At 41.8% G+C, this 21,564-nt stretch carries 21 protein-coding genes and 1 pseudogene; 13 read left to right on the forward strand and 9 right to left on the reverse strand.

Annotated features, from left to right (window positions below):
• The first annotated feature begins 409 nt into the window (after positions 1-409).
• The 3 genes from H3U73_RS00950 to H3U73_RS00960 are packed head-to-tail and all read left to right on the forward strand — an operon-like array spanning position 410 to position 6,418.
• Positions 410-1,909 carry a class I SAM-dependent DNA methyltransferase gene (locus H3U73_RS00950; RefSeq protein WP_084552115.1) on the forward strand — a complete coding sequence of 500 codons (1,500 nt, stop codon included), beginning with the start codon at positions 410-412 and terminating at the stop codon, positions 1,907-1,909.
• Entirely contained in the window at positions 1,906-3,063 is a 1,158-nt protein-coding gene (locus H3U73_RS00955; RefSeq protein ID WP_084552114.1) for a restriction endonuclease subunit S, read from the forward strand. Before H3U73_RS00950 ends, H3U73_RS00955 begins: the two co-directional genes overlap by 4 nt.
• Before the next feature lie 49 nt (positions 3,064-3,112).
• Positions 3,113-6,418, forward strand: a complete 3,306-nt coding sequence (locus H3U73_RS00960; protein ID WP_172397430.1) for a DEAD/DEAH box helicase family protein — start codon at positions 3,113-3,115, stop codon at positions 6,416-6,418.
• 217 nt (positions 6,419-6,635) lie between these two features.
• Here H3U73_RS00960 and H3U73_RS00965 read toward each other — a convergent pair whose 3' ends face one another.
• From H3U73_RS00965 to H3U73_RS01005, 9 genes are all read right to left on the reverse strand, one after another.
• Positions 6,636-7,898 (reverse strand): Y-family DNA polymerase, encoded by a 1,263-nt coding sequence (locus H3U73_RS00965; RefSeq protein WP_084552112.1) that lies wholly within the window; start codon positions 7,896-7,898, stop codon positions 6,636-6,638.
• On the reverse strand, positions 7,882-9,279 hold the full coding sequence (locus tag H3U73_RS00970) for a 3'-5' exonuclease family protein (RefSeq protein WP_084552111.1): 1,398 nt from the start codon (positions 9,277-9,279) through the stop codon (positions 7,882-7,884). The genes H3U73_RS00965 and H3U73_RS00970 overlap by 17 nt, the downstream gene beginning before the upstream one ends.
• A gap of 10 nt (positions 9,280-9,289) precedes the next feature.
• The gene (locus tag H3U73_RS00975; protein ID WP_198189834.1) at positions 9,290-9,913 is read right to left on the reverse strand and encodes a LexA family transcriptional regulator; all 624 of its coding nucleotides are present in this window, start codon (positions 9,911-9,913) and stop codon (positions 9,290-9,292) included.
• Between the two features lie 209 nt (positions 9,914-10,122).
• Positions 10,123-10,365 carry a hypothetical protein gene (locus H3U73_RS00980; RefSeq protein WP_084552109.1) on the reverse strand — a complete coding sequence of 81 codons (243 nt, stop codon included), beginning with the start codon at positions 10,363-10,365 and terminating at the stop codon, positions 10,123-10,125.
• A 34-nt stretch (positions 10,366-10,399) separates the two neighbouring features.
• Positions 10,400-11,005 carry a nucleoside triphosphate pyrophosphatase gene (locus H3U73_RS00985; RefSeq protein WP_084547664.1) on the reverse strand — a complete coding sequence of 202 codons (606 nt, stop codon included), beginning with the start codon at positions 11,003-11,005 and terminating at the stop codon, positions 10,400-10,402.
• A gap of 158 nt (positions 11,006-11,163) precedes the next feature.
• Positions 11,164-12,156 carry an MDR family oxidoreductase gene (locus H3U73_RS00990; RefSeq protein ID WP_198189836.1) on the reverse strand — a complete coding sequence of 331 codons (993 nt, stop codon included), beginning with the start codon at positions 12,154-12,156 and terminating at the stop codon, positions 11,164-11,166.
• A gap of 172 nt (positions 12,157-12,328) precedes the next feature.
• Positions 12,329-12,949 carry a TetR/AcrR family transcriptional regulator gene (locus H3U73_RS00995; RefSeq protein WP_084552107.1) on the reverse strand — a complete coding sequence of 207 codons (621 nt, stop codon included), beginning with the start codon at positions 12,947-12,949 and terminating at the stop codon, positions 12,329-12,331.
• Positions 12,950-12,998: 49 nt separating this feature from the next.
• The gene (locus H3U73_RS01000; protein ID WP_198190320.1) at positions 12,999-13,841 is read right to left on the reverse strand and encodes an SDR family NAD(P)-dependent oxidoreductase; all 843 of its coding nucleotides are present in this window, start codon (positions 13,839-13,841) and stop codon (positions 12,999-13,001) included.
• Positions 13,842-14,051: 210 nt separating this feature from the next.
• Positions 14,052-15,011 (reverse strand): PhoH family protein, encoded by a 960-nt coding sequence (locus H3U73_RS01005; protein ID WP_084552105.1) that lies wholly within the window; start codon positions 15,009-15,011, stop codon positions 14,052-14,054.
• Positions 15,012-15,253: 242 nt separating this feature from the next.
• Here H3U73_RS01005 and hisB point away from each other — a divergent pair.
• The 10 genes and pseudogenes from hisB to tatC form a co-directional block, all read left to right on the forward strand.
• Positions 15,254-15,844 (forward strand): annotated as a pseudogene (hisB, locus tag H3U73_RS01010) (imidazoleglycerol-phosphate dehydratase HisB); the annotation flags it as partial.
• 529 nt (positions 15,845-16,373) lie between these two features.
• Entirely contained in the window at positions 16,374-17,021 is a 648-nt protein-coding gene (hisH, locus tag H3U73_RS01015) for an imidazole glycerol phosphate synthase subunit HisH (protein WP_084552104.1), read from the forward strand.
• Between the two features lie 49 nt (positions 17,022-17,070).
• Positions 17,071-17,808, forward strand: coding sequence for a 1-(5-phosphoribosyl)-5-[(5-phosphoribosylamino)methylideneamino]imidazole-4-carboxamide isomerase (gene hisA / locus H3U73_RS01020; RefSeq protein ID WP_084552103.1), 738 nt, complete (start codon positions 17,071-17,073; stop codon positions 17,806-17,808).
• Positions 17,809-17,955: 147 nt separating this feature from the next.
• Positions 17,956-18,285, forward strand: coding sequence for a hypothetical protein (locus H3U73_RS01025; RefSeq protein ID WP_025331288.1), 330 nt, complete (start codon positions 17,956-17,958; stop codon positions 18,283-18,285).
• A 34-nt stretch (positions 18,286-18,319) separates the two neighbouring features.
• Positions 18,320-19,087: an imidazole glycerol phosphate synthase subunit HisF gene (gene hisF / locus H3U73_RS01030; RefSeq protein ID WP_025331287.1), complete on the forward strand. Its 768-nt coding sequence runs from the start codon at positions 18,320-18,322 to the stop codon at positions 19,085-19,087.
• Between the two features lie 51 nt (positions 19,088-19,138).
• Positions 19,139-19,555 (forward strand): phosphoribosyl-AMP cyclohydrolase, encoded by a 417-nt coding sequence (gene hisI / locus H3U73_RS01035; RefSeq protein WP_025331286.1) that lies wholly within the window; start codon positions 19,139-19,141, stop codon positions 19,553-19,555.
• 12 nt (positions 19,556-19,567) lie between these two features.
• The gene (locus H3U73_RS01040; protein WP_078475718.1) at positions 19,568-19,915 is read left to right on the forward strand and encodes a phosphoribosyl-ATP diphosphatase; all 348 of its coding nucleotides are present in this window, start codon (positions 19,568-19,570) and stop codon (positions 19,913-19,915) included.
• 84 nt (positions 19,916-19,999) lie between these two features.
• Entirely contained in the window at positions 20,000-20,200 is a 201-nt protein-coding gene (tatA, locus tag H3U73_RS01045) for a Sec-independent protein translocase subunit TatA (RefSeq protein ID WP_025331284.1), read from the forward strand.
• 9 nt (positions 20,201-20,209) lie between these two features.
• Complete coding sequence (tatB, locus tag H3U73_RS01050) at positions 20,210-20,686, forward strand: Sec-independent protein translocase protein TatB (protein ID WP_025331283.1); 477 nt, start codon at positions 20,210-20,212, stop codon at positions 20,684-20,686.
• A 13-nt stretch (positions 20,687-20,699) separates the two neighbouring features.
• Positions 20,700-21,467, forward strand: a complete 768-nt coding sequence (gene tatC, locus H3U73_RS01055) for a twin-arginine translocase subunit TatC (RefSeq protein WP_025331282.1) — start codon at positions 20,700-20,702, stop codon at positions 21,465-21,467.
• Positions 21,468-21,564 lie beyond the last annotated feature (97 nt).

The following is a 21,564-nucleotide window of genomic DNA, read 5'->3' on the forward strand; positions in this document are numbered from 1 at the left end:
ATCAGTTAAACATTAAAAAAATCACAAAAAATTTCAGTGTCTATGATTGTCTATTCAGATAGACAGTCTTTCAATAATTTGCCTAAACGCCTTATCTTGTAAGGCTTTTCATGATTTGAGATATGCTGTGGCTCAGAATATGATTCAATACTACATCAAAAAAGTTATACTGAAAAAGAAGTATAGCTCTTGCTTATATGGTTTTGGTGCCTGAGAATGGCAGGAGAAAATATATAAAAGCTATTGTAGTTTAATATAAAATTTGATTCTTTTTAATAGGTTAAATCAATATCTCAGCATAAAAAATAGTAATAAAAACTATTGAAGTAAGAGATTAACAATTAACTCTTTAGTTAATTGATTTTTTCTTCTAGAATGAAAGATAAATAATATATTAATTGGTATATAGATGATTACAGGCGACCATAAGAGTCAAATTGATAGTATTTGGGATACGTTTTGGAGTGCAGGGTTAACTAGCTCTATTGCTGTATTGGAGCAAATGACTTATCTATTTTTTATAAAAATGCTGGATGACAGTCAGCTCAAAAGAGAAGCGAATGCTCAGGCACTAGGTGGCACGATTAAAGCCCCTATTTTTAAAGATGGTGAATCCTGGCAAAACCCAGAGACAGAACAAACGCTTCCCTATGAAGATTTACGTTGGCACAAATTTAAAAATTTTAATGCCACAAATATGTTTGATATCGTTCGAAATGATGTATTTGTGTTTATCAAAACTCTAGGTACAGGTAAAGATAGTGCTTTTAGTCGCTATATGGCTAATGCCATTTTTATGATCCCTAACGAACGGACTTTATCCAAAATTGTAGATGGTATCGATAACCTCGACATGAATGATAAAGATACTATGGGCGATGTCTATGAATATATTTTAGGGAAAATGGCAGCTAGTGGTACCAATGGCCAATTTCGGACTCCTCGTCATATTATTCGTATGATGGTACAGTTAATGAAGCCCACTATTGAGGATAATATTTGTGATCCTGCTATGGGTTCAGCAGGCTTCATTGTTGAGTCAGCTGCGTACATTAGCGAGCATTATAAAAAGCAATTAGCCAGAAAAGAAAATGCTGAGCATTATAAAAACACTATGTTCTATGGTTTTGATACTGATCCGACCATGTTACGTATTGGCGCCATGAATATGATGTTGCATGGAGTAGATAACCCAAATATTAACTATCAAGATTCCCTCTCCGAAGATAATCAAGATAAAAATCTTTATTCACTGGTATTAGCTAATCCACCATTTACAGGTAGCCTTGATTATGAAGTGGTAGATAATAGCTTATTAACTATTGCCAAAACTAAAAAAACCGAACTACTTTTTTTAAGCCTTTTTACTCGTATTTTAAAATCAGGAGGGCGTTGTGCATCTATTGTGCCAGATGGTGTGCTATTTGGTAGCAGTAAAGCACATTTAGCCATTCGTAAAGAATTAGTAGATAACCAGCAGCTTGAAGCTATTATCTCAATGCCATCAGGTGTATTTAAACCCTATTCAGGCGTCTCTACGGCTATCCTTATCTTTACTAAAACTGATGCAGGCGGCACCGATAAAGTTTGGTTCTATGATATGCGCGCCGATGGTTATAGTTTAGATGATAAACGCAGCCCACTAGAAGTTAATGATATTCCTGATATTATTGCCCGTTATAATAGTTTAGAAAATGAAGCCAATCGTACCCGTAAAGAGCAATCTTTTTTTGTACCTAAAGACGAAATAGTGGCTAATGGATATGATTTAACGATTAATCAATATAAAGAAGTGGAACGAGTAAAGGTAGACTATGAAAAACCTGAAATAGTATTAGCTAATATAAAAAAATTACAAGTTGAAATAGATCAAGCGATTACCAAATATGAAAGGTTAATTAAAGAATGAATAGAGATAGTTGGAATATAATGAAATTAGGAGAAATATGTAATATTTTAAATGGTTATGCCTTCAACTCTAAATATTTTACAGATAATACTAATGCAATGCCTTTAATAAGAATAAGAGATATAAAAAGAGGATATACAGAAACTTTTTATACAGGGATATACAATGAGTCTTATATTGTAAAAAAAGGTGATTATATTATTGGAATGGATGGCGAGTTCAATATATGTCAATGGGAAAGTACAAATGCTCTACTCAACCAACGGGTATGTAAAATATGGCCACGTGATACTAAATCAACACATATTAGATATATATACTATTTTTTATCTTCATTATTAAAAAAGATAGAAGAAAAAACGGCTTTTGTTACTGTAAAACACTTATCAACTAAACAACTAAATAGTTCTGATATTACTATTCCTGTATTCTTTCTTCAAAAACAAATAGTAAAAGAACTAGATACACTAAGCGATATTATTACCAAAAAGAAAGAACAGCTTGCAGAACTGGATAAACTTGCTCAAGCTACTTTTCATAATATGTTTGGTGATCCTATAAAAAATGAAAAACATTGGGAAACTAAAAAATTAGAGAGTATATGCTCATCTGTTGTAAGAGGTCCTTTTGGAAGTGCTTTAAAAAAGGATTTTTTTGTACAAAAATCTGAATTTACATATAAAGTATATGAACAAAAGCATGCAATACAAAAGGATGCTTTTATTGGACAATATTATATAGATGAACTCTTATATAATAGCCTTAAGAGATTCACTGTACTGCCTAAAGATATTATTATGAGTTGTTCAGGAACTATTGGAGAATTTTTTGAAATTCCTGCAAACGCGGAAAGAGGAATTATTAATCAAGCATTATTAAAGTTTACTCTTTTAGAAAATAAGATTATAAGCGTTTTTTTTCTTTTTCTAATGAAGCAATTAATAATAAATGTTGAAAAAAAAGGAAGTGGAATTCAAAATATAGGATCTGTTAAGTTTATAAAAGATATAACTTTAGGGCTTCCTCCTATATCACTTCAAAACCAATTTGCTGAAAAAATAGAAGCCATAGAGCAACAAAAAGCATTAATTAATCAATCAATCACAGATACACAACTTCTATTTGATTACACGATGGATAAATATTTTAATTAACTAAATTCGTTAGGTGAGTGCCCTAATTATGAAACGGAACTTTGATTTTTTGAGTACATTATCTGATTTTGCAGAGTTATATAATTACTGTAATGAAGCTGAAGTAAATCAAAAAAGCGACCCTAAGCAATCAGCGCTTAATGCAAGGTTTGCCTTAGAATATACTGTTAAAATCATCTATATCCTACATAATTGGGTAATCCCTAAACGTAGTAGTCTGTTTGAATTAGTAGATAATGAAGACTTTCGTCGTTTCATTAATGATAATGAGTTAATGGTTGCTTTGCATTATATTCGCCGAGCAGGTAATAATGCTGCCCATTTAGAAAAGGTTACGGCGAAAGAGTCATTATTTTCTTTATTAAATCTGCATAGTTTTGTCAGTGCCGTATTAGTGAAACTTGGTGAAGTTACTGATGTGGCGACTTTTGATAAAACACTCCTTACAGAAAATAAAGGCAGTATTAGTAAAGCATCGGCAACCTTTGTAGAACCCAAAAAAAAGGTTATTCATAAATACCGTGAACAAATAGCAGAATACGGTACGCTTAATGCTAAGAATCCCCAATATTTTACCGAAGCGGAAACACGCAGTTTCTATATTGACCAACAATTGCGTGAAGCGGGTTGGGAAGTTTTAGCAAAGAAAAATATTATAACGCCTAGTAAAGCCTGTATTGAAATTTTTGTAGAAGGTATGCCAAGTAATTCAGGCGAAGGCCATGTAGATTATGTGTTATTTGGTCGTAATGGTGTTCCTTTAGCCTTAATTGAAGCCAAAAAGACCAGTAAGAGTGTGTCTGTAGGAAAGCATCAAGCTACGCTTTATGCAGATTGTTTAGAAAAAAGATATGGTGAGCGCCCTGTTATTTATTGTAGCAATGGTTATGAAACCCATCTGATAGACGGTTTAGGTTATCCCTCAAGATTAGTGTTTGGTTTTCACACTATTGATGAGTTAGAACTACTTATTCAGCGTAAAAAACGTAAGGATATAACTGATCTGACAATCAAAAATGAAATTACCAATAGAGCTTACCAAAAACAGGCGATTACTGTGGTATGTGAGCATTTTAATAAAAAGCATCGCCGCGCTTTATTAGTTATGGCTACCGGGACAGGCAAAACGCGGGTAGCTATTTCGCTGATTGAGTTGCTATATCGTAATAACTGGATTAAAAATGTACTTTTTTTAGCTGACCGTACTGCACTCGTTAAACAAGCTCATAAAAACTTTACTAAGCTTTTGCCCTCTGTAACTACCTGTATTTTATCTGACCGTACTAATAAAAAACGCGACCTTAATGCGCGTATTATGTTTTCTACCTACCATACGATGATTAAGCATATAGATAGTGATGCTAAAGCGTTATCTATTGGGCGATTTGATTTAATAATTGTCGATGAGGCACATCGTTCTATTTTTGGACGCTTTGGTGCTATCTTTGATTATTTTGATTCGTTATTGTTAGGTTTAACCGCTACCCCCAGGGAAGATATAGATCGCAGTACCTATCAGGTGTTTGAGGCTGAGCAAGGCATTCCCAATTTTAGTTATGAATTAGAAGAAGCTATTGCTGATAAATATCTTGTTCCTTATAAAGGCTTTAAAAGGCATTCTAAGCATTTGCGACAAGGTATAAAGTATGATGACTTAAGCCAAGACGAAAAAGATCAGCTAGAAAAAGTATGGGAATACGAAACCACTATTCACGATATAGAAGATGAAGACTATAAACGTGATATTGCTAATAGAGAAATGTTTAACTATATCTTTAATGACAATACTATTGATAAAGTGTTGCAAGATTTAATGAGTAATGGCTTAAAGGTACAAAGCGGTGAGCGTATTGGTAAAACCATAATCTTTGCCTACAACCATAAACATGCCAAACAAATAGTTGAACGCTTTGAAAAATTGTATCCGCAATACGGTGCTGAGTTTTGTGTATTAATTGATTATTCGGTTAATTATGCACAGAACCTGATTGAACGTTTCGAAGTGAGAGATAAAGACCCACAAATAGCCATATCTGTAGATATGCTGGATACAGGTGTTGATATTCCTGATTTATTAAATTTAGTTTTTTTTAAAGAAGTAAAATCCAAGATTAAATTTATGCAGATGATTGGCCGCGGCACTCGGCTATCCCCTGATATCTTCGGCACAGGTGCAGATAAAGGAGAGTTTTATATCTTTGATTATTGCCAAAACTTTGAGTTTTTTAGTCTTAATCCACAGGGTGCTGATGCAAAAGCCACGCAATCGCTGACAGATAGAATTTTTTGCTTAAAATCTGAAATTGCTTTTGAGTTGCAATCCACTAAATATCAGGAGGATGAGTATGCAAGGCAATTGCATGATGCATTAAAAACCGAATTGAAAGGGCAGATTGAAACGCTTAATCCAAATCATATTAATGTAAGAAAAAACCGTTTATATGTAGATAAGTTTAGGTTGGCTGATAGCTGGCAGTATCTTTCTCTGTTAGACCTTAATGAGTTAAAAACCTATATTGCTCCTATATTAAGCCCTACCCAAGAAGACGAAAGCGCCAAGAAATTTGATTTATTACTATTTAATATTCAACTGAGTTTATTGAATAAATCTAAAAAAGCAAGTAAAAGCCAAAAGAGTGTCATTAATTTAGTACAGGCACTCTATGAGAAAGGTACTATTAAAGAGATTAAAGAGAAAATAGCAATTATTAAAGAGGTATTAACAGATAGTTTCTGGCAAACACTAGAACTGGATAAACTTGAACATGTGCGTGTTGAGTTGCGTGATTTAATTAAGCATTTAAAGGACGATGCTAATGGTCAAACATTTAATGTAGATATTGAAGACTTTATTGAATATATAGGTGAAACAGAAAGCTTATTTTCTGTGAAAACTTACAAACAACGTGTTATCGATTATTTAATTGAAAACTCCTGGAATCCCGTTATTCAAAAAATACGTAATCTTGAGCCTATTACTCGTGCTGATACTGTTGAACTTGAAAAAGTATTATGGAACGAACTTGGAACAAGAGAGGAATATAATAAATTTACTTTTAATACCCTAGCGGGTGGTAATGTAGCTGCCTTTATACGCTCTATTGTTGGTTTGGATAAACAAGCTGCTGAAAAACGTTTTAGTCAATTTTTATCCGATAATCAGCTTAATTCACAACAGCAAGAATATTTAAAAACCATTATAAATTATGTGAATGAAAATGGTGATATCACTACTGATGTATTGATCAATGAGTCACCTTTTGACAGCTATGACTGGCAGGAAGTGTTTGGCGATAATGTAGCCTTTATTTCAAAATATGTTAATACTTTACACTCAGTTATTGTTGCGAGATAGTATAATATACAAATAGAACTACCTAAAAATACACTTTGTATGTAATAGTGAATTAGTTTTTTTCGTCTCGATATAACGTATCTTTCATTCTGACAAAAAATAACGGTGTATCGAATATGACATTGTTAACTGATTTAACCATCTGTAAATCCTAACCTGTACTGAAAACCTATTCTTTAAAAGACGATCTTGGTTATGGATAGTCTGTGTAAAGTATTCAGATAGTTAATATTTCTTTAAATCTGGTTGTGATGCAGTTGCTTAGCTGAGTTCGGGTCATAAGCCAGTCGCCAGATTGCAGCTCGCTGCCAAGCCGGATGCTGCCGCGGCCGTAGCGGCTGGTGATGTTGTCCCATGCTCTCATTAGTTCAGGGCGGTGATTGTGCTGGCTGTGGCAGAGTAAATTTAACTGCCGGAAGGTGTGCACTGGTTCGATGCCACTCAGTTCAATTCCACATTTTTTATATTCGTAGCCGGAACGGTAGATGCTGTTTAACAGGTGCCGGGCAATGTGGTTGAGGGTGAGTGTGTCGTTACTGGCCTGAGGCAGTTTGGTAATCCGGTAGCCGATGTATTGTGGCAGGTCGTGGCGAAAGCGGTTGGTGTAGATAAATACACCAATGATATGTGCCTGACTGTTTTGTTCGCGCAGTTTGGCTGCTCCGGCGGTAATGTGATGGCTGATGGCCGCCTGTAAACCGTCAAGATTGGTGACCATGTTGCCGAAGCTGCGGCTACGGACGATATTCTGACGACCGGCTTCTTCTGTGATGAGTTCGCTACAGGGAATTCCCTGCATTTCCCGCTGGGTACGTTCGAGTACAACACCAAATTGTTTTCTTAAGGTTGGGGTATGGGCATTGATGAAATCCAGAGCGGTGTGAATACCTTGGGCGGCGAGTTTGTGACCGGTTCTGCGGCCGATACCCCAGATTTCGGTAACCGGCTCGCTGGCAAGGGCTCGTTGTCTGATATTCTGATTCCAGTCTGTCCAGACAACAACGCCATTGAAGTGATGGCGGTGGCGTTTGGCCAGATGGTTACAAAATTTAGCTAGTGTACGGGTAGGGGCAATGCCGACACATGTCGGTATACCTACCCACTGCTGGATACGGGAGCGGATATTGTGGCCGAGCTGATGCAGGTTGTTCAGACCGTGCAGGCTGGCAAAGCATTCGTCGATTGAGTAGATTTCAATGGCCGGTACCAGTGAGGCGATGGTGCTCATCATGCGTCGCGACAGGTCGGCATACAGCTCGTAGTTGGACGAGAAGACGATTAATTTGCCTTGCCGCACGAGGTGCTGAATCTGAAAGTAAGGTATGCCCATTCTGATGCCCATGTCTTTGGCTTCATTGGAGCGGGAAATGACGCAACCATCGTTATTGCTCAGTACGATAACGGGTTGCTGCCTGAGTTCGGGGCGATAGACTCTTTCGCAGGAGCAATAGAAGTTATTGCCGTCAATCAGGGCAAACATGGGCAGGATTCAGGGCTTGCAGCAGATGTTTATGCTGACGGATGATTTGATAGATGTCGCGATCAAGCTGTCCTTGCGGCTGATTGAGCAGGGTTTGCAGTTCGTCGGTATTGCCGGCACTGCCGAGATAAATCCAGTGGTGAAAGATGTGGTATTTGTGCTGTTCTTTTATATAGGCGTAACCACTAAACGGCCATGCAGCCAGTTTAAGTTTCTGTAAGGCCAGTGCAAGTTTGAGGTTGTGCATGTCGGCGGTAATTTTGTTGATGCAGGCACCACTGCACTGATGCAGCTGATGACGGAAGCAGGGACGGTTATTGCTGCCTTTTTCGATCCCCAGCGTTTGCAGACACAGATCAGTGTTGCTGATGATGTTTTTAATGCTTTTCTGTGCATCGCTTTTGCTGTGAAACAGGCCGTAATAGTGCTGTTCGCGGTTAAGCTGAACGTGGCTCATGGGTACGATGCTCAGGGTATTGTATCCGTTAGTATTGGTATTCAGCCGGAAGCTGAACAGGTCTTTCTGACGGCGCAGGCGGCGGTTGAGGATGGGCTGGCGCTGTTTAATCTGAGCTGATTCGGTGAGCAGGGCGTCCAGTTCGCCGCTACAGGGGATAATGTCGATTTTTCTGGCTTGCTGTGACAGGCTCATTTCTTTGCTGTTGTGTACATCCTGACTGAAATGGCTCATCAGGCGGGTTTTAACTTGTTTGCTTTTGCCAATATACAGAGGAATGTCGTTGTCACCATAAATAAGGTACACGCCGTAATCGTCGCTGATGTTCTCCAGAACATCGCTGTGCAGGTGAGCGGGCAGGCTGGGACGCTGCATGATGGTTTTACAGGCCTGATGCAGGATGTCTGCGGAAAAGTTGTGTCTGAGCTGCTGCCAGAAGTCGTAGATAGCCCTGGCATCGGCAAATGCCCGGTGACGGTTTTGCATGTCGATGTTGTGGCGGGCAATAATTTTGTCCAGTCCGTGATGTTTGTGTTCGGGATAAAGCAGACGCGACAGTTTAACGGTGCACAGTTGCTGCGGGTTGAATGTTCTGCCCAGCCGTTTGAAAGCGGCTTTGATGAAGCCGTAATCAAAACGCACATTGTGCGCTATAAAGATTCGCTCTTTGAAGATGGCTGCCAGCCGGTCGGCAATTTCATTATCGAAATAAGGTGCTTTTTCTACCATTTTATTGCTGATGCCGGTAAGAGACTGAATAAAAGGCGGAATGCTGGTATCGGGATTAAGCAGGGTATGAAAAGTTTGTGGTTGCTGCTGTCCGGCTTCTGTGTAAATAACCGCGATTTCAGTAATACGGTCACTGGTGGTGCGTCCGCCGGTAGTTTCGATATCGACAAAGGCAAGTTGCTGATCTGAAAACATGGTTTCTTGGTTAGCGGATGTGTTTGATAACGTAGGTTACGACGCCGACGATGGCAAGGGTATCGCCTTCTTTTAGGCTGAAATTGGGATAAGACTGGCTGCTGTTTTCGGAGTGTAGTTCGATATGGCTGTTATCCAGTTTGTGCAGCCGTTTGATAGTAAATTCATTACCTAAATCGGCCATGACGATATCACGGTGTTTGGGTGTGAGGGAGCGGTCGATGATAAGCAAATCGTTACGGCTGATACCGGCATCCTGCATAGAATCACCACCGCAGCGTACGGCAATGGTGGCAGCCTGATTTTTTATCAGGTACTGGTTGAAGTCCAGATAATCGCTGATGTAGGGTTCTGCCGGGCTGGGAAAGCCGGCGGGAATGGTTTCAATGGCTAAGGGAATGTTGAGCCGCGTGAGGTTGTCGGCTATTTTCCAGCAGTCGGCAGGAAGATGCTGTGCCGGTCGCAGCGGGGTAACAGCCAGCTGATTCATCAGGTGTTCTACTGCCGGTATCAGGCTGACGGGAATGCGTTTGACTATTTTGGGTCCGGCAATTCTGGCTTTGCGTCCGGCGCCGGCTCTTACGCCGCCATGCTGATTGTGTTTTGCTGCTGTATCAACCACAATGGTGCTCATCTTGATTAAGTTATTTAATCAAGAATGGTAGATTTTTGATTTTTCTGCGTCAATTATGCCTGCTGCGGATGGCTGGTAATGGTTTGTTTTTTATCCGTTATGCTGTCGGATATTACCCATACTAATCAAAGCTAACTTGTTTTATAGTTTTGAATTGGTTTGCATTGATGCTATCGAATGCAGATAAATTGTGATGGCAGATAATAAGTTTACTGATGTTGTGCAGGCAGGGAGGCAGAACGGGCCGGATGGCTGTTTGAGCCTGAAGCGTTACTGGCTGAGTTTATTTCATCCGCAATCCGGTCCAGGGTAGTGGTGGTTTCCAGATGGGTACTTTGGATATCCGAAGCGGTGATAGCCGCAGCTTCACTGACGCTGTGTGTGCTCTCATTATGTGAACAGGCTGTCAGGCAGATAAGTGTAAGAGTGAATAGTGGAAGAGAAATTTTCATGGTAGTTGTACGGATGCTGATTTAATTCTGCTTATTATGATCGGGTAAGTGGTGTACAGCCACATTGGGTGAGCAGCTGAGTAGTTTCGTATACAGGCAAACCCATGATGCCGGTGAAGCTGCCGCTGATATGCTCGACCAGCATTCCGCCCAGCCCTTGAATACCGTAAGCTCCGGCTTTATCCAATGGCTCACCGGTAGCAATATAGGCGGCAATCTGTTCATCATTTAAGGCAGCAAAACTGACGGTACTGGTTTGCAGGGTCTGAAAGGTTTGGTTTTGCCAATAGATGCAGACTGCTGTATGGACATGATGTTGCTGTCCTGACAGCAGTTTAAGCATACGAGTTGCATCGTTGATATTTTCCGGTTTACCGAGAATCAGGTTATTCAGGCTGACGGTGGTATCGGCACTGATAAGGGGAAACTCTGGTGGCTGTTGTTTGCTTTGCTGCCAGGCATTGAGTGCTGCACGGTTTTTCATGCTTGCCATGCGCTGAACATAATCTGTGGCGTTTTCATCCGGATAGGGGGTTTCATCGATCTCTGCATTTAGCCGCAATACATGGTAGCCAAGATTAATGAGGATTTCATGCCGGCGCGGGCTGCCTGATGCAAGATAGACGGTTAGCGGATTCATTGATACAGGATGATTATGTATGGTTGAAATTGACTACGGTTATTTTAGTATTGCTTTAAGTTAGCATGTTGCTTGTTAACGATATAATAAAAGATTATGCCGGATATTTGTTAGCTGCAAGTCATATCCGGCAGCAGATTAGGTTTACTATTATCGGTTTAATGGTTTACGTCGACAATAAATCGTCCTCGGATTTTACCACTAATGATATCTTCTGCAATGTCGCGACACTGATTCAGCGATATGGTATGCGCGATATTTTCTAATTGCTGAATGTCCAGATGTCTGGCAAGAAAATCCCAGGCTGCAATACGTTTTGCCCGTGATGCCATGACGCTATCAATACCTGCCAGAGTAATACCTCGCAAAATAAATGGTGCAACTGTGGCCGGAAAATCCATACCCTGCGCCAGTCCACAGGCGGTAACAATGCCACCATACCGGATTTGTGCGCAGATATTAGCCAGGCTATGAGAACCAAGCACGTCAATGGCTGCCGACCATTGTTCCTTTTGTAATGGTTTGCCTGTATCAGACAAGGTTTTGCTGTCGATAATATGCTGCACACCTAGTTGCTGTAGATAATCTGTATCGTTGATTTTGCTGGTAGCTGCGGTAATGGTATAGCCCAGCCGGGTGAGTAACATAATCGCCACTGAACCGACACCGCCGGTGGCTCCGGTAACCAGAATATTACCCTGTTTTAGGGTAATGCCATGCTCGATTATACGTTGTACACACAAGGCTGCTGTATATCCGGCGGTTCCGATAATCATGGACTGTCGGGCAGTTATGCCTGCGGGTAGGGGGATAAGCCAGTCTGCATTGAGAAAAGCACGCTGGCTCATGCAGCCCCAGTGGGTTTCTCCACAGCCCCAGCCATTTAAAATCACTTTATCTCCGGCTTTGAAATGCTTACTGCTGGTGCTAATAACGGTTCCGACACCATCTATACCGGGAATCATCGGCCATTGCCGTACCACAGGTCCGCTGTTGGTAATAGCCAGAGCATCTTTATAATTCAAACTTGAATACTGCACCTCAATCATGGTATCACCTGATTGTTGCATCAGGGTGTCTTCACTAATATTGTGGATGTTGCAGAAAAATTCAGTCTGATTTTTTTCTAAGAGTATGGCTTTGGATAGCATGATGATATTCCTGTTGCAGTTAACTAGACGAATGGTCTGTTTTTATTATAGACCGGTTGTCTAGTTGTAAGTAATTATTGCCGAGTCTATCCGAGTATATAAGGGATTTTGATTAAATTTCAGTTAAGTAGAGTGTTATTAATTATGGCTGGCAACAGATATTGGAAGCTGACTAATGGTTTTTTATCAGATTAAAAAACTGTTCGGTAAAGATATCCAGCGGCGTTGCATTTTTGAGTAATTTGGCACGGCTGACTGCACCTTCCCAGCCAAGCCAGAAGAAGTAAGCCAGTTTTGTGCAGTCTGTTTGTGAACTGATTTCTTGCTGCTGTTGCGCCAGCTGCAAACAACCGGCTATTTTTTCCTGCCAGTTGTGCAGGATGTTATTGAGTAAAGCAGGATAATTTTGTGGCAGAAGAGATTCATCCTGCATTAGTTCACCCACCAGACAACCTCTGTTGAAATGATATTTGGCCATGCTGGTTTTGGCATCTGTGCAGAATGTATTAATTCTGGCCAGTGCGGAAGAGATATTCTGGTTTAATAAATGTTGTTCCAGTTTTTCAGTAAAAAAGTGGTCGTAGTATTGGAGTATAGCTGTGCCAAACTCTTGTTTACTCTTGAAATAGTGATAAAAAGAACCTTTGGGTACGCCTACCTGTTTCAGTATGCTTTCAATATTGGCATTGATGTAGCCGTGTGTGGTCATGGCTGCTATGCCGCTGCGGATAAGGGCGATTCTGGTGTTATTACCTTTGCGGGATAATGAGGGTGTACTGAATAATTCTGTCATTGTTATAAGATTTTTGCGGGCTGGTTGGGACAAATGGCTGTGGTGGGGGTCAGTTTGATTTTCCCTGTTTTCTGACGGCAGTGCGACACAGCCAGTCCAGACAGCTGATGGGCAGGAATTTTTTCAGATACCAGAAGAGGTGTGCCGGTACGGTAACCGGGTAACGTGCTTTAGGTTTGCTGGCATTGAGTGCACGGGCGCAGACCTGGGCGCATTGTTCGGCAGTCAGTGTAAACGGTGCGACAGAACCGGCAGCCTGCAGGCGGTTGAGCTGTGCCTGATAGGCGGCACGATGCACGCTGTTTTCAACATCTATATATTGTTTGAATTTAATCAGTGCATTGGGACGAAAGCGACTGGTGATGGGTCCGGGCTCAAGCAGGCTGATATAAATACCAATGGCATGAGTTTCATGACGCAATGTATCACATAGTCCTTCCAGTGCAAATTTACTGCTGGTATAAGCACTGCGCCATGGCATGGCTGCATAGCCCAGTATGCTGGAATTTACCAGAATACGACCATGCTGCTGACGCCGGAAAATTTTCATTGCTGCGTTGATGCATTGCCATGTGCCGAATACGTTGGTATTAAACTGTTCCTGTAAGGCTGCCCGGCAAAGATCTTCGGCTGCGCCTGTCTGACCGTAACCGGCATTGCAAAATAAAGCATCAAGGTGGCCGAATTCGGCTATTACGGTTTCGATAGCTGCCTGTATCTGTTCATCATTGGTAATATCCAGTTGCAGACTGTGAAAACCTTCTGAACGTAAGCGCTCTACATCTTCTGCCCGACGGCAGCTTGTATAAACGCGCCAATTGTCTTGTCGCAGAAGCTGAGCGGTTGCATACCCGATACCACTGGAACAGCCTGTGATCAGAATAGTTTTCATCATATTTATGTTGGTTGGAATTTATTTACCGTATGTAGTTTAACATGCCGGAAAATGGATATATCCGGGTTGTTTGACAGTTATGCTGTTAGCAACAGGCGGTAAAATATCATTTTCCTGTCTGTGCGGAATATGCAGCTCCTGTCGGGCCGGTAAACAAATTATTTTATTGCGTTATCAGTGTGCTTTGTTTAATCATTAATCAAAAGATTACTGTTCTTTTTCAGCTGCTTCATCATAAGCGTCGACAATTTTCTGTACTAACGGATGGCGTACTACGTCTTCGCTGGTGAACACGTGAAAATAAATCCCCTCAATGTTGCTGAGTTTTTCACGCGCGTCTTTCAGACCGCTTTTGATATTTTTAGGTAAGTCGATCTGGCTGATGTCACCGGTAATCACTGCTTTGGCTCCGAAGCCGATGCGGGTCAGGAACATTTTCATTTGTTCCGGTGTGGTATTCTGGGCTTCGTCCAGAATAATATAAGCCCCGTTAAGTGTGCGTCCGCGCATATAGGCTAAAGGTGCGATTTCAATCAGCCCTTTTTCCAGTAGTTTGGTCACACGGTCAAAGCCCATCAGGTCATAAAGGGCGTCATACAGGGGACGCAGATACGGATCGACTTTTTGTGCCAGATCGCCCGGCAGAAATCCGAGTTTTTCCCCGGCCTCTACAGCTGGACGAACCAGTACGATACGTTCTACCTGATGTTTTTCAATGGCATCTACTGCGGCGGCGACAGCAAGATAGGTTTTACCGGTACCGGCAGGTCCCAGACCAAATACGACATCATGTTTTAATAATGCCTGTATATAACCGTTCTGACGCGGGGTGCGCCCGCTGATGTTGCCGCGGCGGGTGCGCAGTGTCCAGACTTTGGGTTCATGGTGGTCTGAGTTTTCCTGGGTGGTGGTTTTGGCTTCTACCGCAGCTAAATGGATGTCACTATCGCTGATATCGCGCTCACGCGCTATGTTGGCCAGATTCTCCAATGCTTTTACTCCTTGACTGATATGTTCTCCGCTTAAGGTAAAATGGTCAAAACGACGGGTAATTTCAAGATCCAGAGCTTTACCCAGGCTGATAATGTGCTGGTCTAATACGCCGCATAGGCGTTGCAGAGAAATATTGTCTATCTGATGTAACTGATAATGGCTGGTTTGACTCATAATTACAAAAAATAAAAAGATAAATGTTGATTTTAATATGTAGTCAGGCTGATCGAAAGCAAGAGAGGATGATTTGATAATATTTTATCTGATAAAAGTGTTTTTTGTGTTTGCTTAAAGAAAACACCGGCTGACCTTGCCGGCAGAATTGAGTTGATATAGATTGTAGGTGTGGTGGAGAAATGCTGCAGGCAATTTATACTACTGCATATATAAATAATTCTGAAATGGAACATTGCATGCGAACTGCGACAATTACGCGTAATACCAGTGAAACAAAAATACAAATAAGTATTAATCTTGATGGCACCGGTGTAGGAAATTTTGATACCGGAGTGCCTTTTCTGGAGCATATGCTTGATCAGATTGCCCGTCATGGGTTGATTGATCTGGATATCCGTTGTCGCGGAGATCTGCATATTGATGATCATCATACTGTTGAAGATATTGGCATTGCGCTGGGACAGGCGTTAAAACAGGCACTAGGTGATAAATGCGGTATTACGCGTTATGGTCACAGTTATGTGCCGCTGGACGAGTCTTTGAGCAGGGTGGTGCTGGATTTATCCGGTCGCCCCGGTCTGGTGTATAACGTAGAGTTTACCCGGGCGTTAATCGGCCGGTTTGATGTGGATTTGTTCAGTGAATTTTTTCATGGTTTAGTGAATCATGCCATGATGACTTTGCACATTGATAATTTGCGTGGTTTGAATGCTCATCATCAGGCAGAAACGATTTTTAAAGCCTTCGGTCGTGCTTTGCGAATGGCTGTTACTCAGGATGAGCGAATGGCAGGGGTGATGCCGTCGACGAAAGGTACGCTGACTGCATAATGGTTTTGTATAGATTCTAATCCGCTGGTGTGTATACATTGGCGGATAAATTTATTTATGTCGGTCTGTACGAGTAATTATGAAACCATCTGCAATAATTTATTTTGCAAATCACAATTACTGATGGCTGTCTTATATACGTTATATTGTATTTGAAGTGATTGATTACAGTTTCTATCGGCTTGTACAACAAATTGCTGATGAATATGCCGGTTATTTATATCTTCAGGATTATTTTTTTACGGTTAGCTGTCATTGAATTTAACGGATAAAAATAAATGAAATCAGTCACCGGATAATAAAATTCTGATGGATAATATGGAAATAATCAGCATAATTGCTGATAAATATGTGTTTTTTTAGCAAGATTATGGCTACGTATCATAATCTGCCAGTTTCAGATTTTCAGCTATCCGGTGTTCATGTATGATAACAAGCTGTTTCTTTGCAGGCAGCCCGTTAGTGATAACCGGACTCCGGATAAACTTTTGCTGCAGGTATGTTCAGTTGATTTTATAAAGATATGAAGATGAAAGTAGCCATTGTCAATTATGGTATGGGAAATCTGCATTCAGTGCTGAAATCTGTACAGGCAGCAAACCAGTTACAGCAGATGCAGGCGGAAGTTATTCTGACAGCCGAACCGGATGAGGTATATCAGGCTGATAAAATTATTTTTCCCGGTCAGGGGGCTATGCCGGATTGTATGGCCGCTTTGCAGCGGAGCGGATTGGCTGATGCACTGGAAGACGGATTGTGGCGCAAACCGTTTTTTGGTATCTGTGTTGGCGCGCAATTGCTGTTTGAATGTAGCGAAGAGGGTAATACGGCCGGATTAGGCTGGTTTCAGGGTACGGTACCGCGTTTTCAGGCTGCATTAAGTACTGATGGCAGACCACTGAAAATACCGCATATGGGCTGGAATCGTGTACATCAGATGCAAGAGCATCCTTTATTTGCCGGTGTGGCTCAGGATGAATGGTTTTATTTTGTTCATAGTTATTATCTGCGACCAGAGGATCCGTCAATTATTCTGGGTACGGCTGATTATGCCGGTAATTTTGCCTGTATAGCAGGCAGAGATAATGTTTTTGCTACGCAGTTTCATACTGAAAAAAGCCATGCGGCCGGTTTGCAGCTGCTGGGTAATTTTTTGCGGTGGGATGGTACGTTTTAATTGAAGTAAAGGTACCGGTGTTTAACTCGTCAGTATATTTGAATTTAATATGTTATTGATTCCGGCAATTGATTTAAAAGGCGGACAGTGTGTACGTCTTCAACAGGGGCTGATGGAAAAAGCCACTGTATTTTCTGATGAGCCTGCACAGATGGCTGTGCACTGGTGTCAGCAGGGTGCGCGTCGTTTGCATTTAGTTGATCTGGATGGTGCTTTTGCTGGAAAACCAGAAAATATGACCGCCATCAAAGCGATACTTGAACAGGTAGCGGATAATGTGCCTGTACAGCTTGGCGGTGGCATTCGTGATTTGCATACAATTGAACAATATCTGCAGCTAGGACTGAGTTTTGTCATTATTGGTACAGCAGCTGTGAATAATCCCGAATTTGTGCGTCAGGCATGTGCAGCTTTCCCCGGACAAATTATTGTGGGGCTGGATGCTAAAGATGGCATGGTTGCCATTGATGGCTGGGCAAAAGTGACAGATATCCATGTTACTGAGCTAGCCAGACAGTTTGCGGATGATGGTGTTAACAGTATTATTTACACTGATATTGGTCGTGACGGAATGATGAGTGGTGTGAATATTGACGCCACAGTCAAGCTGGCACAGGCAGCTTCTGTGCCGGTTATTGCATCCGGCGGGGTGAGCAGTATGAAAGATGTGGAATCTTTATGTGCCGTAGCCGGGCAAGGAGTTGTCGGAGCTATTGTTGGACGCGCGATTTATGAAGGTTCACTTGATCTGGCCGCAGCACAGCGGATGGCTGATCAGTATAAGTAATAAATTTTGCTGACAGTGCTTGTATCAGAATATTTTCTGATAATCTGATTTTGTATAAATTAATAATAATCATATAGGACTCGATTAATACCGATAGCCAATATGATTTTTGGACTGTAACTGTACAGGTAATCAGGGAGGACGTTTATGGTTAGCATCTTAGGTGCGGTAGTAATAGTTTTATGGCTATTGTTTACAATGAACCGCCCGAGACAGACTTTTTTTCAGGCCAGTATATTTACGATGGCGATGATGGTATTCAGCAGCATCATAGAACATGCATGGCCGGAAGTTAACAATGTCTGGTTAGTAGGATGGATAGCACAATGGGTATTTGTATTCATTGTCATATGGCTCTTTGATATTATTGCTGTAAGTACTACCAGTGCCGTGATTTATACATTAGTTGTGGGTATTGTTTACTATTTTTATCAGAATCATATTTTTGCTCTGGTTGCGCAGTGGCTAGGTAAATGATTGCTGCTCAGTAGCAGAGAAAGATGGCATTATTATGGCTTTAGCCAAACGTATTATTCCCTGTCTGGATGTTGATAACGGGCGAGTAGTTAAGGGAATTAATTTTGTTTCTTTGCGTGATGCCGGTAGTCCGGTTGAGGTAGCACAGCGTTATAATGATGAAGGTGCTGACGAGCTGACTTTTCTGGATATTACTGCCAGTTCGGATAATCGTGATACGATTTTACATGTTATTGAAGCGGTAGCCAGCCGAGTGTTTATTCCGCTGACAGTAGGGGGCGGCGTACGCAGTGTTGAAGACGTGCGCCGCTTACTTAATGCCGGTGCTGATAAGGTATCAATTAATACCGCAGCAGTGACCAATCCTGAACTGGTTAGTGAAGCCAGTGCATTTTTCGGTAATCAGGCAATTGTTGTGGCGGTAGATGCTAAAGCAGTCAATGCTGAGAATACCTGCTGGGAGGTTTTTACTCATGGCGGACGCCGGCATACCGGACTCGATGCAGTAGCCTGGGCACAGGATATGGCCTTACGCGGAGCCGGTGAAATTTTGCTGACCAGTATGGATCGTGATGGTACCCGTGCAGGGTTTAATTTACCGTTAACCCGGGCTGTAAGTGATGCTGTGTCGGTCCCTGTTGTTGCATCAGGAGGTGTGGGCAATATTGAACATTTGATAGAAGGTGTTCAGGAAGGTCATGCTGATGCTGTACTGGCTGCCAGTATTTTTCACTTTGGTGAAGTACGTATTCAGGATGCCAAGATAGCCATGAAACAGGCCGGTATTGAGATGCGTATCTAATCTAGCTGCCGATAATGGTTGTATGTTTACCTGAAAATAAGGACAATTGCAGTGTTTGATACGCTTCTGGATGCGATAAAGTGGGATGATAAAGGTCTGGTTTGCGCGGTGGTGCAGGACAGACATACTCAGCGCGTTCTTATGGTGGCATGGATGAATGCCGAAGCTTTGCGTCAGACAGTAAGTACTGGTCTGGCTCATTATTACAGCCGGTCACGCCAGCAGCAATGGATGAAAGGTGAACAGTCCGGGCATACGCAAAAGGTATATGAAATGCGGCTGGATTGCGACGGTGATGCACTGGTGTTGCTGGTTGAGCAGTCCGGAGGTATTGCCTGTCATACCGGACATGCCAGCTGTTTTTATCGTGTTTATCATGATGGTGACTGGCAGAGCACTGACCCGGTTATCAAAAATGAAAATGAAATATATACATGTCCTGCCAAAGGACACACACATACTGATTAAAGAGGAAGCAGGATGACACAAGTGCCGGAAAAAGCAGATTTTTCCAGAGTATTAACTGAACTGGCTGATGTGCTGGACAGCAGACGTGAGGCTTCACCGCAAACTTCTTATGTTTCTCAGTTATTGCATGCCGGTGAAGATAAAATCCTGAAAAAAGTTATTGAGGAAGCCGGTGAAGTATTAATGGCATCCAAAGACGGAGATAAACAGCATTTAGTTAAAGAAGTTGCTGATGTCTGGTTTCATACGATGGTGTTATTAACTTATCATCAGATTCGGGTTGAAGATGTATTGCAGGAATTGCAGCAGCGGCAAAATGTGTCTGGTCTGACTGAAAAAGCCAGTCGCCAGCCACAGTAATTACAATGGAATTTTAAATATGCGCAGCTGTGAGTAAACAGCAGGCGCATGTTTTTTTAGGCAGTTGAAGTAAAGGATAACATCATGGGCAGTTTTTCAATTTGGCATTGGGCTTTGGTATTACTGATTGTTGTACTGGTTTTTGGCACCAAAAAATTACGTAATCTTGGTAAAGATCTGGGCGGAGCTGTACACGATTTTAAGCAGGGACTGAACGAAAGTGACCGGGAAAGCACAAAAAATGATGATGTAATCGAACATAATAAAGACGACAGCAAAGTGTAGAAAGCATTTATGTTTGGTTTGGGGTTTGGTGAAATTTTACTGATTGCTGCTGTGGCTCTGGTTGTACTCGGACCGGAGCGACTACCCAAGGTAGCACGCAGTGCCGGTCTCTGGGTCGGGCGCATTCAGAATTTCATTAATAATGTTAAAACCGAACTAAGCCAGCAGGCCGGTGTGGCAGAATTCAGGCAGGCGCGTGACAGTATTGAAGCCGCAGCCCGTTCTTTTGAGCATGATATCAATGCCAATGTGCATAGTATCCGCGGGGAAGTAGATGCACTTAAACGTCAGCTCTCTAAAGATGAACAGCAGGCTGAAACAGACAGTACGCCTGAGTTCTCTGGGTCGTCACAAAATTATCATTTGCCGGTAAGGGAAGCGCCATTGCTGCATCGGGTGTCGTTACGCCGGCAGGCTCTGCAACGCCGGCGGGATATGCGACCGCGGCACAGCATTACTCCTAAACTGCGGGTACGCCGACATTGATGGATAACCGATTGTGAAGCAGGTTGAAGAAAATACTGAATTGACGCTGATTGATCATTTGCTGGAATTGCGTCGCCGCTTGATGTGGATTCTGGGAATTCTGCTGCTGTGCTTTGCAGTTTTAGTGCCTTTTGCGCAAAAAATTTATACTTTTGTAGCTGAACCATTAATGGCGAATCTTCCGGCTGGTCAGCATATGATTGCCACAGAAGTGATTGCTCCATTTTTTGTGCCGTTAAAAGTAACACTGATGGCGGCATTTCTTCTGACACTTCCGCATACTCTGTATCAAATCTGGGCTTTTGTGGCACCGGGTTTGTACAGACATGAGAAACGTCTGATACTGCCATTACTGATTGCCAGTGTTTTATTATTTGCTTTAGGTATGGCATTTGCCTACTATCTGGTTTTTCCGGTTATTTTCCGTTTTCTTACCGGTGTTATTCCTGTTGGTGTCAGTATGGCAACTGATATAGATAAATATTTGTCTTTTATTCTAGGTATGTTTGTAGCATTCGGAGTAACATTTGAAGTGCCTGTACTGGTGATTCTGTTAAACAGAATCGGAGTAGTGTCTGTTCAGCAATTGAAAAAAGCCCGTGCCTATGTGGTGGTAGGTGCTTTTGTTGTAGCTGCCGTAGTGACTCCACCGGATGTGCTGTCGCAAACATTACTTGCTATACCGCTGATTCTTCTTTATGAAGTAGGAATTCTGGTGTGTCGCTGTTGGGGTAGTAGTAACAAAAAGACTGCTTTAACAGTCCACTCGGGAAGAGAATAGTTTTGTCACTTTTGCTTTTTTACTGAAATAACAGGCTGCCTGAGAATTTTCAGGCAGCCTGTTTAATAAATAATATAAGCCGGCTAATGATGTTATT

The sequence above is a fragment of the Snodgrassella sp. W8124 genome, assembly GCF_016100875.1.
Lineage (GTDB): Bacteria > Pseudomonadota > Gammaproteobacteria > Burkholderiales > Neisseriaceae > Snodgrassella > Snodgrassella alvi.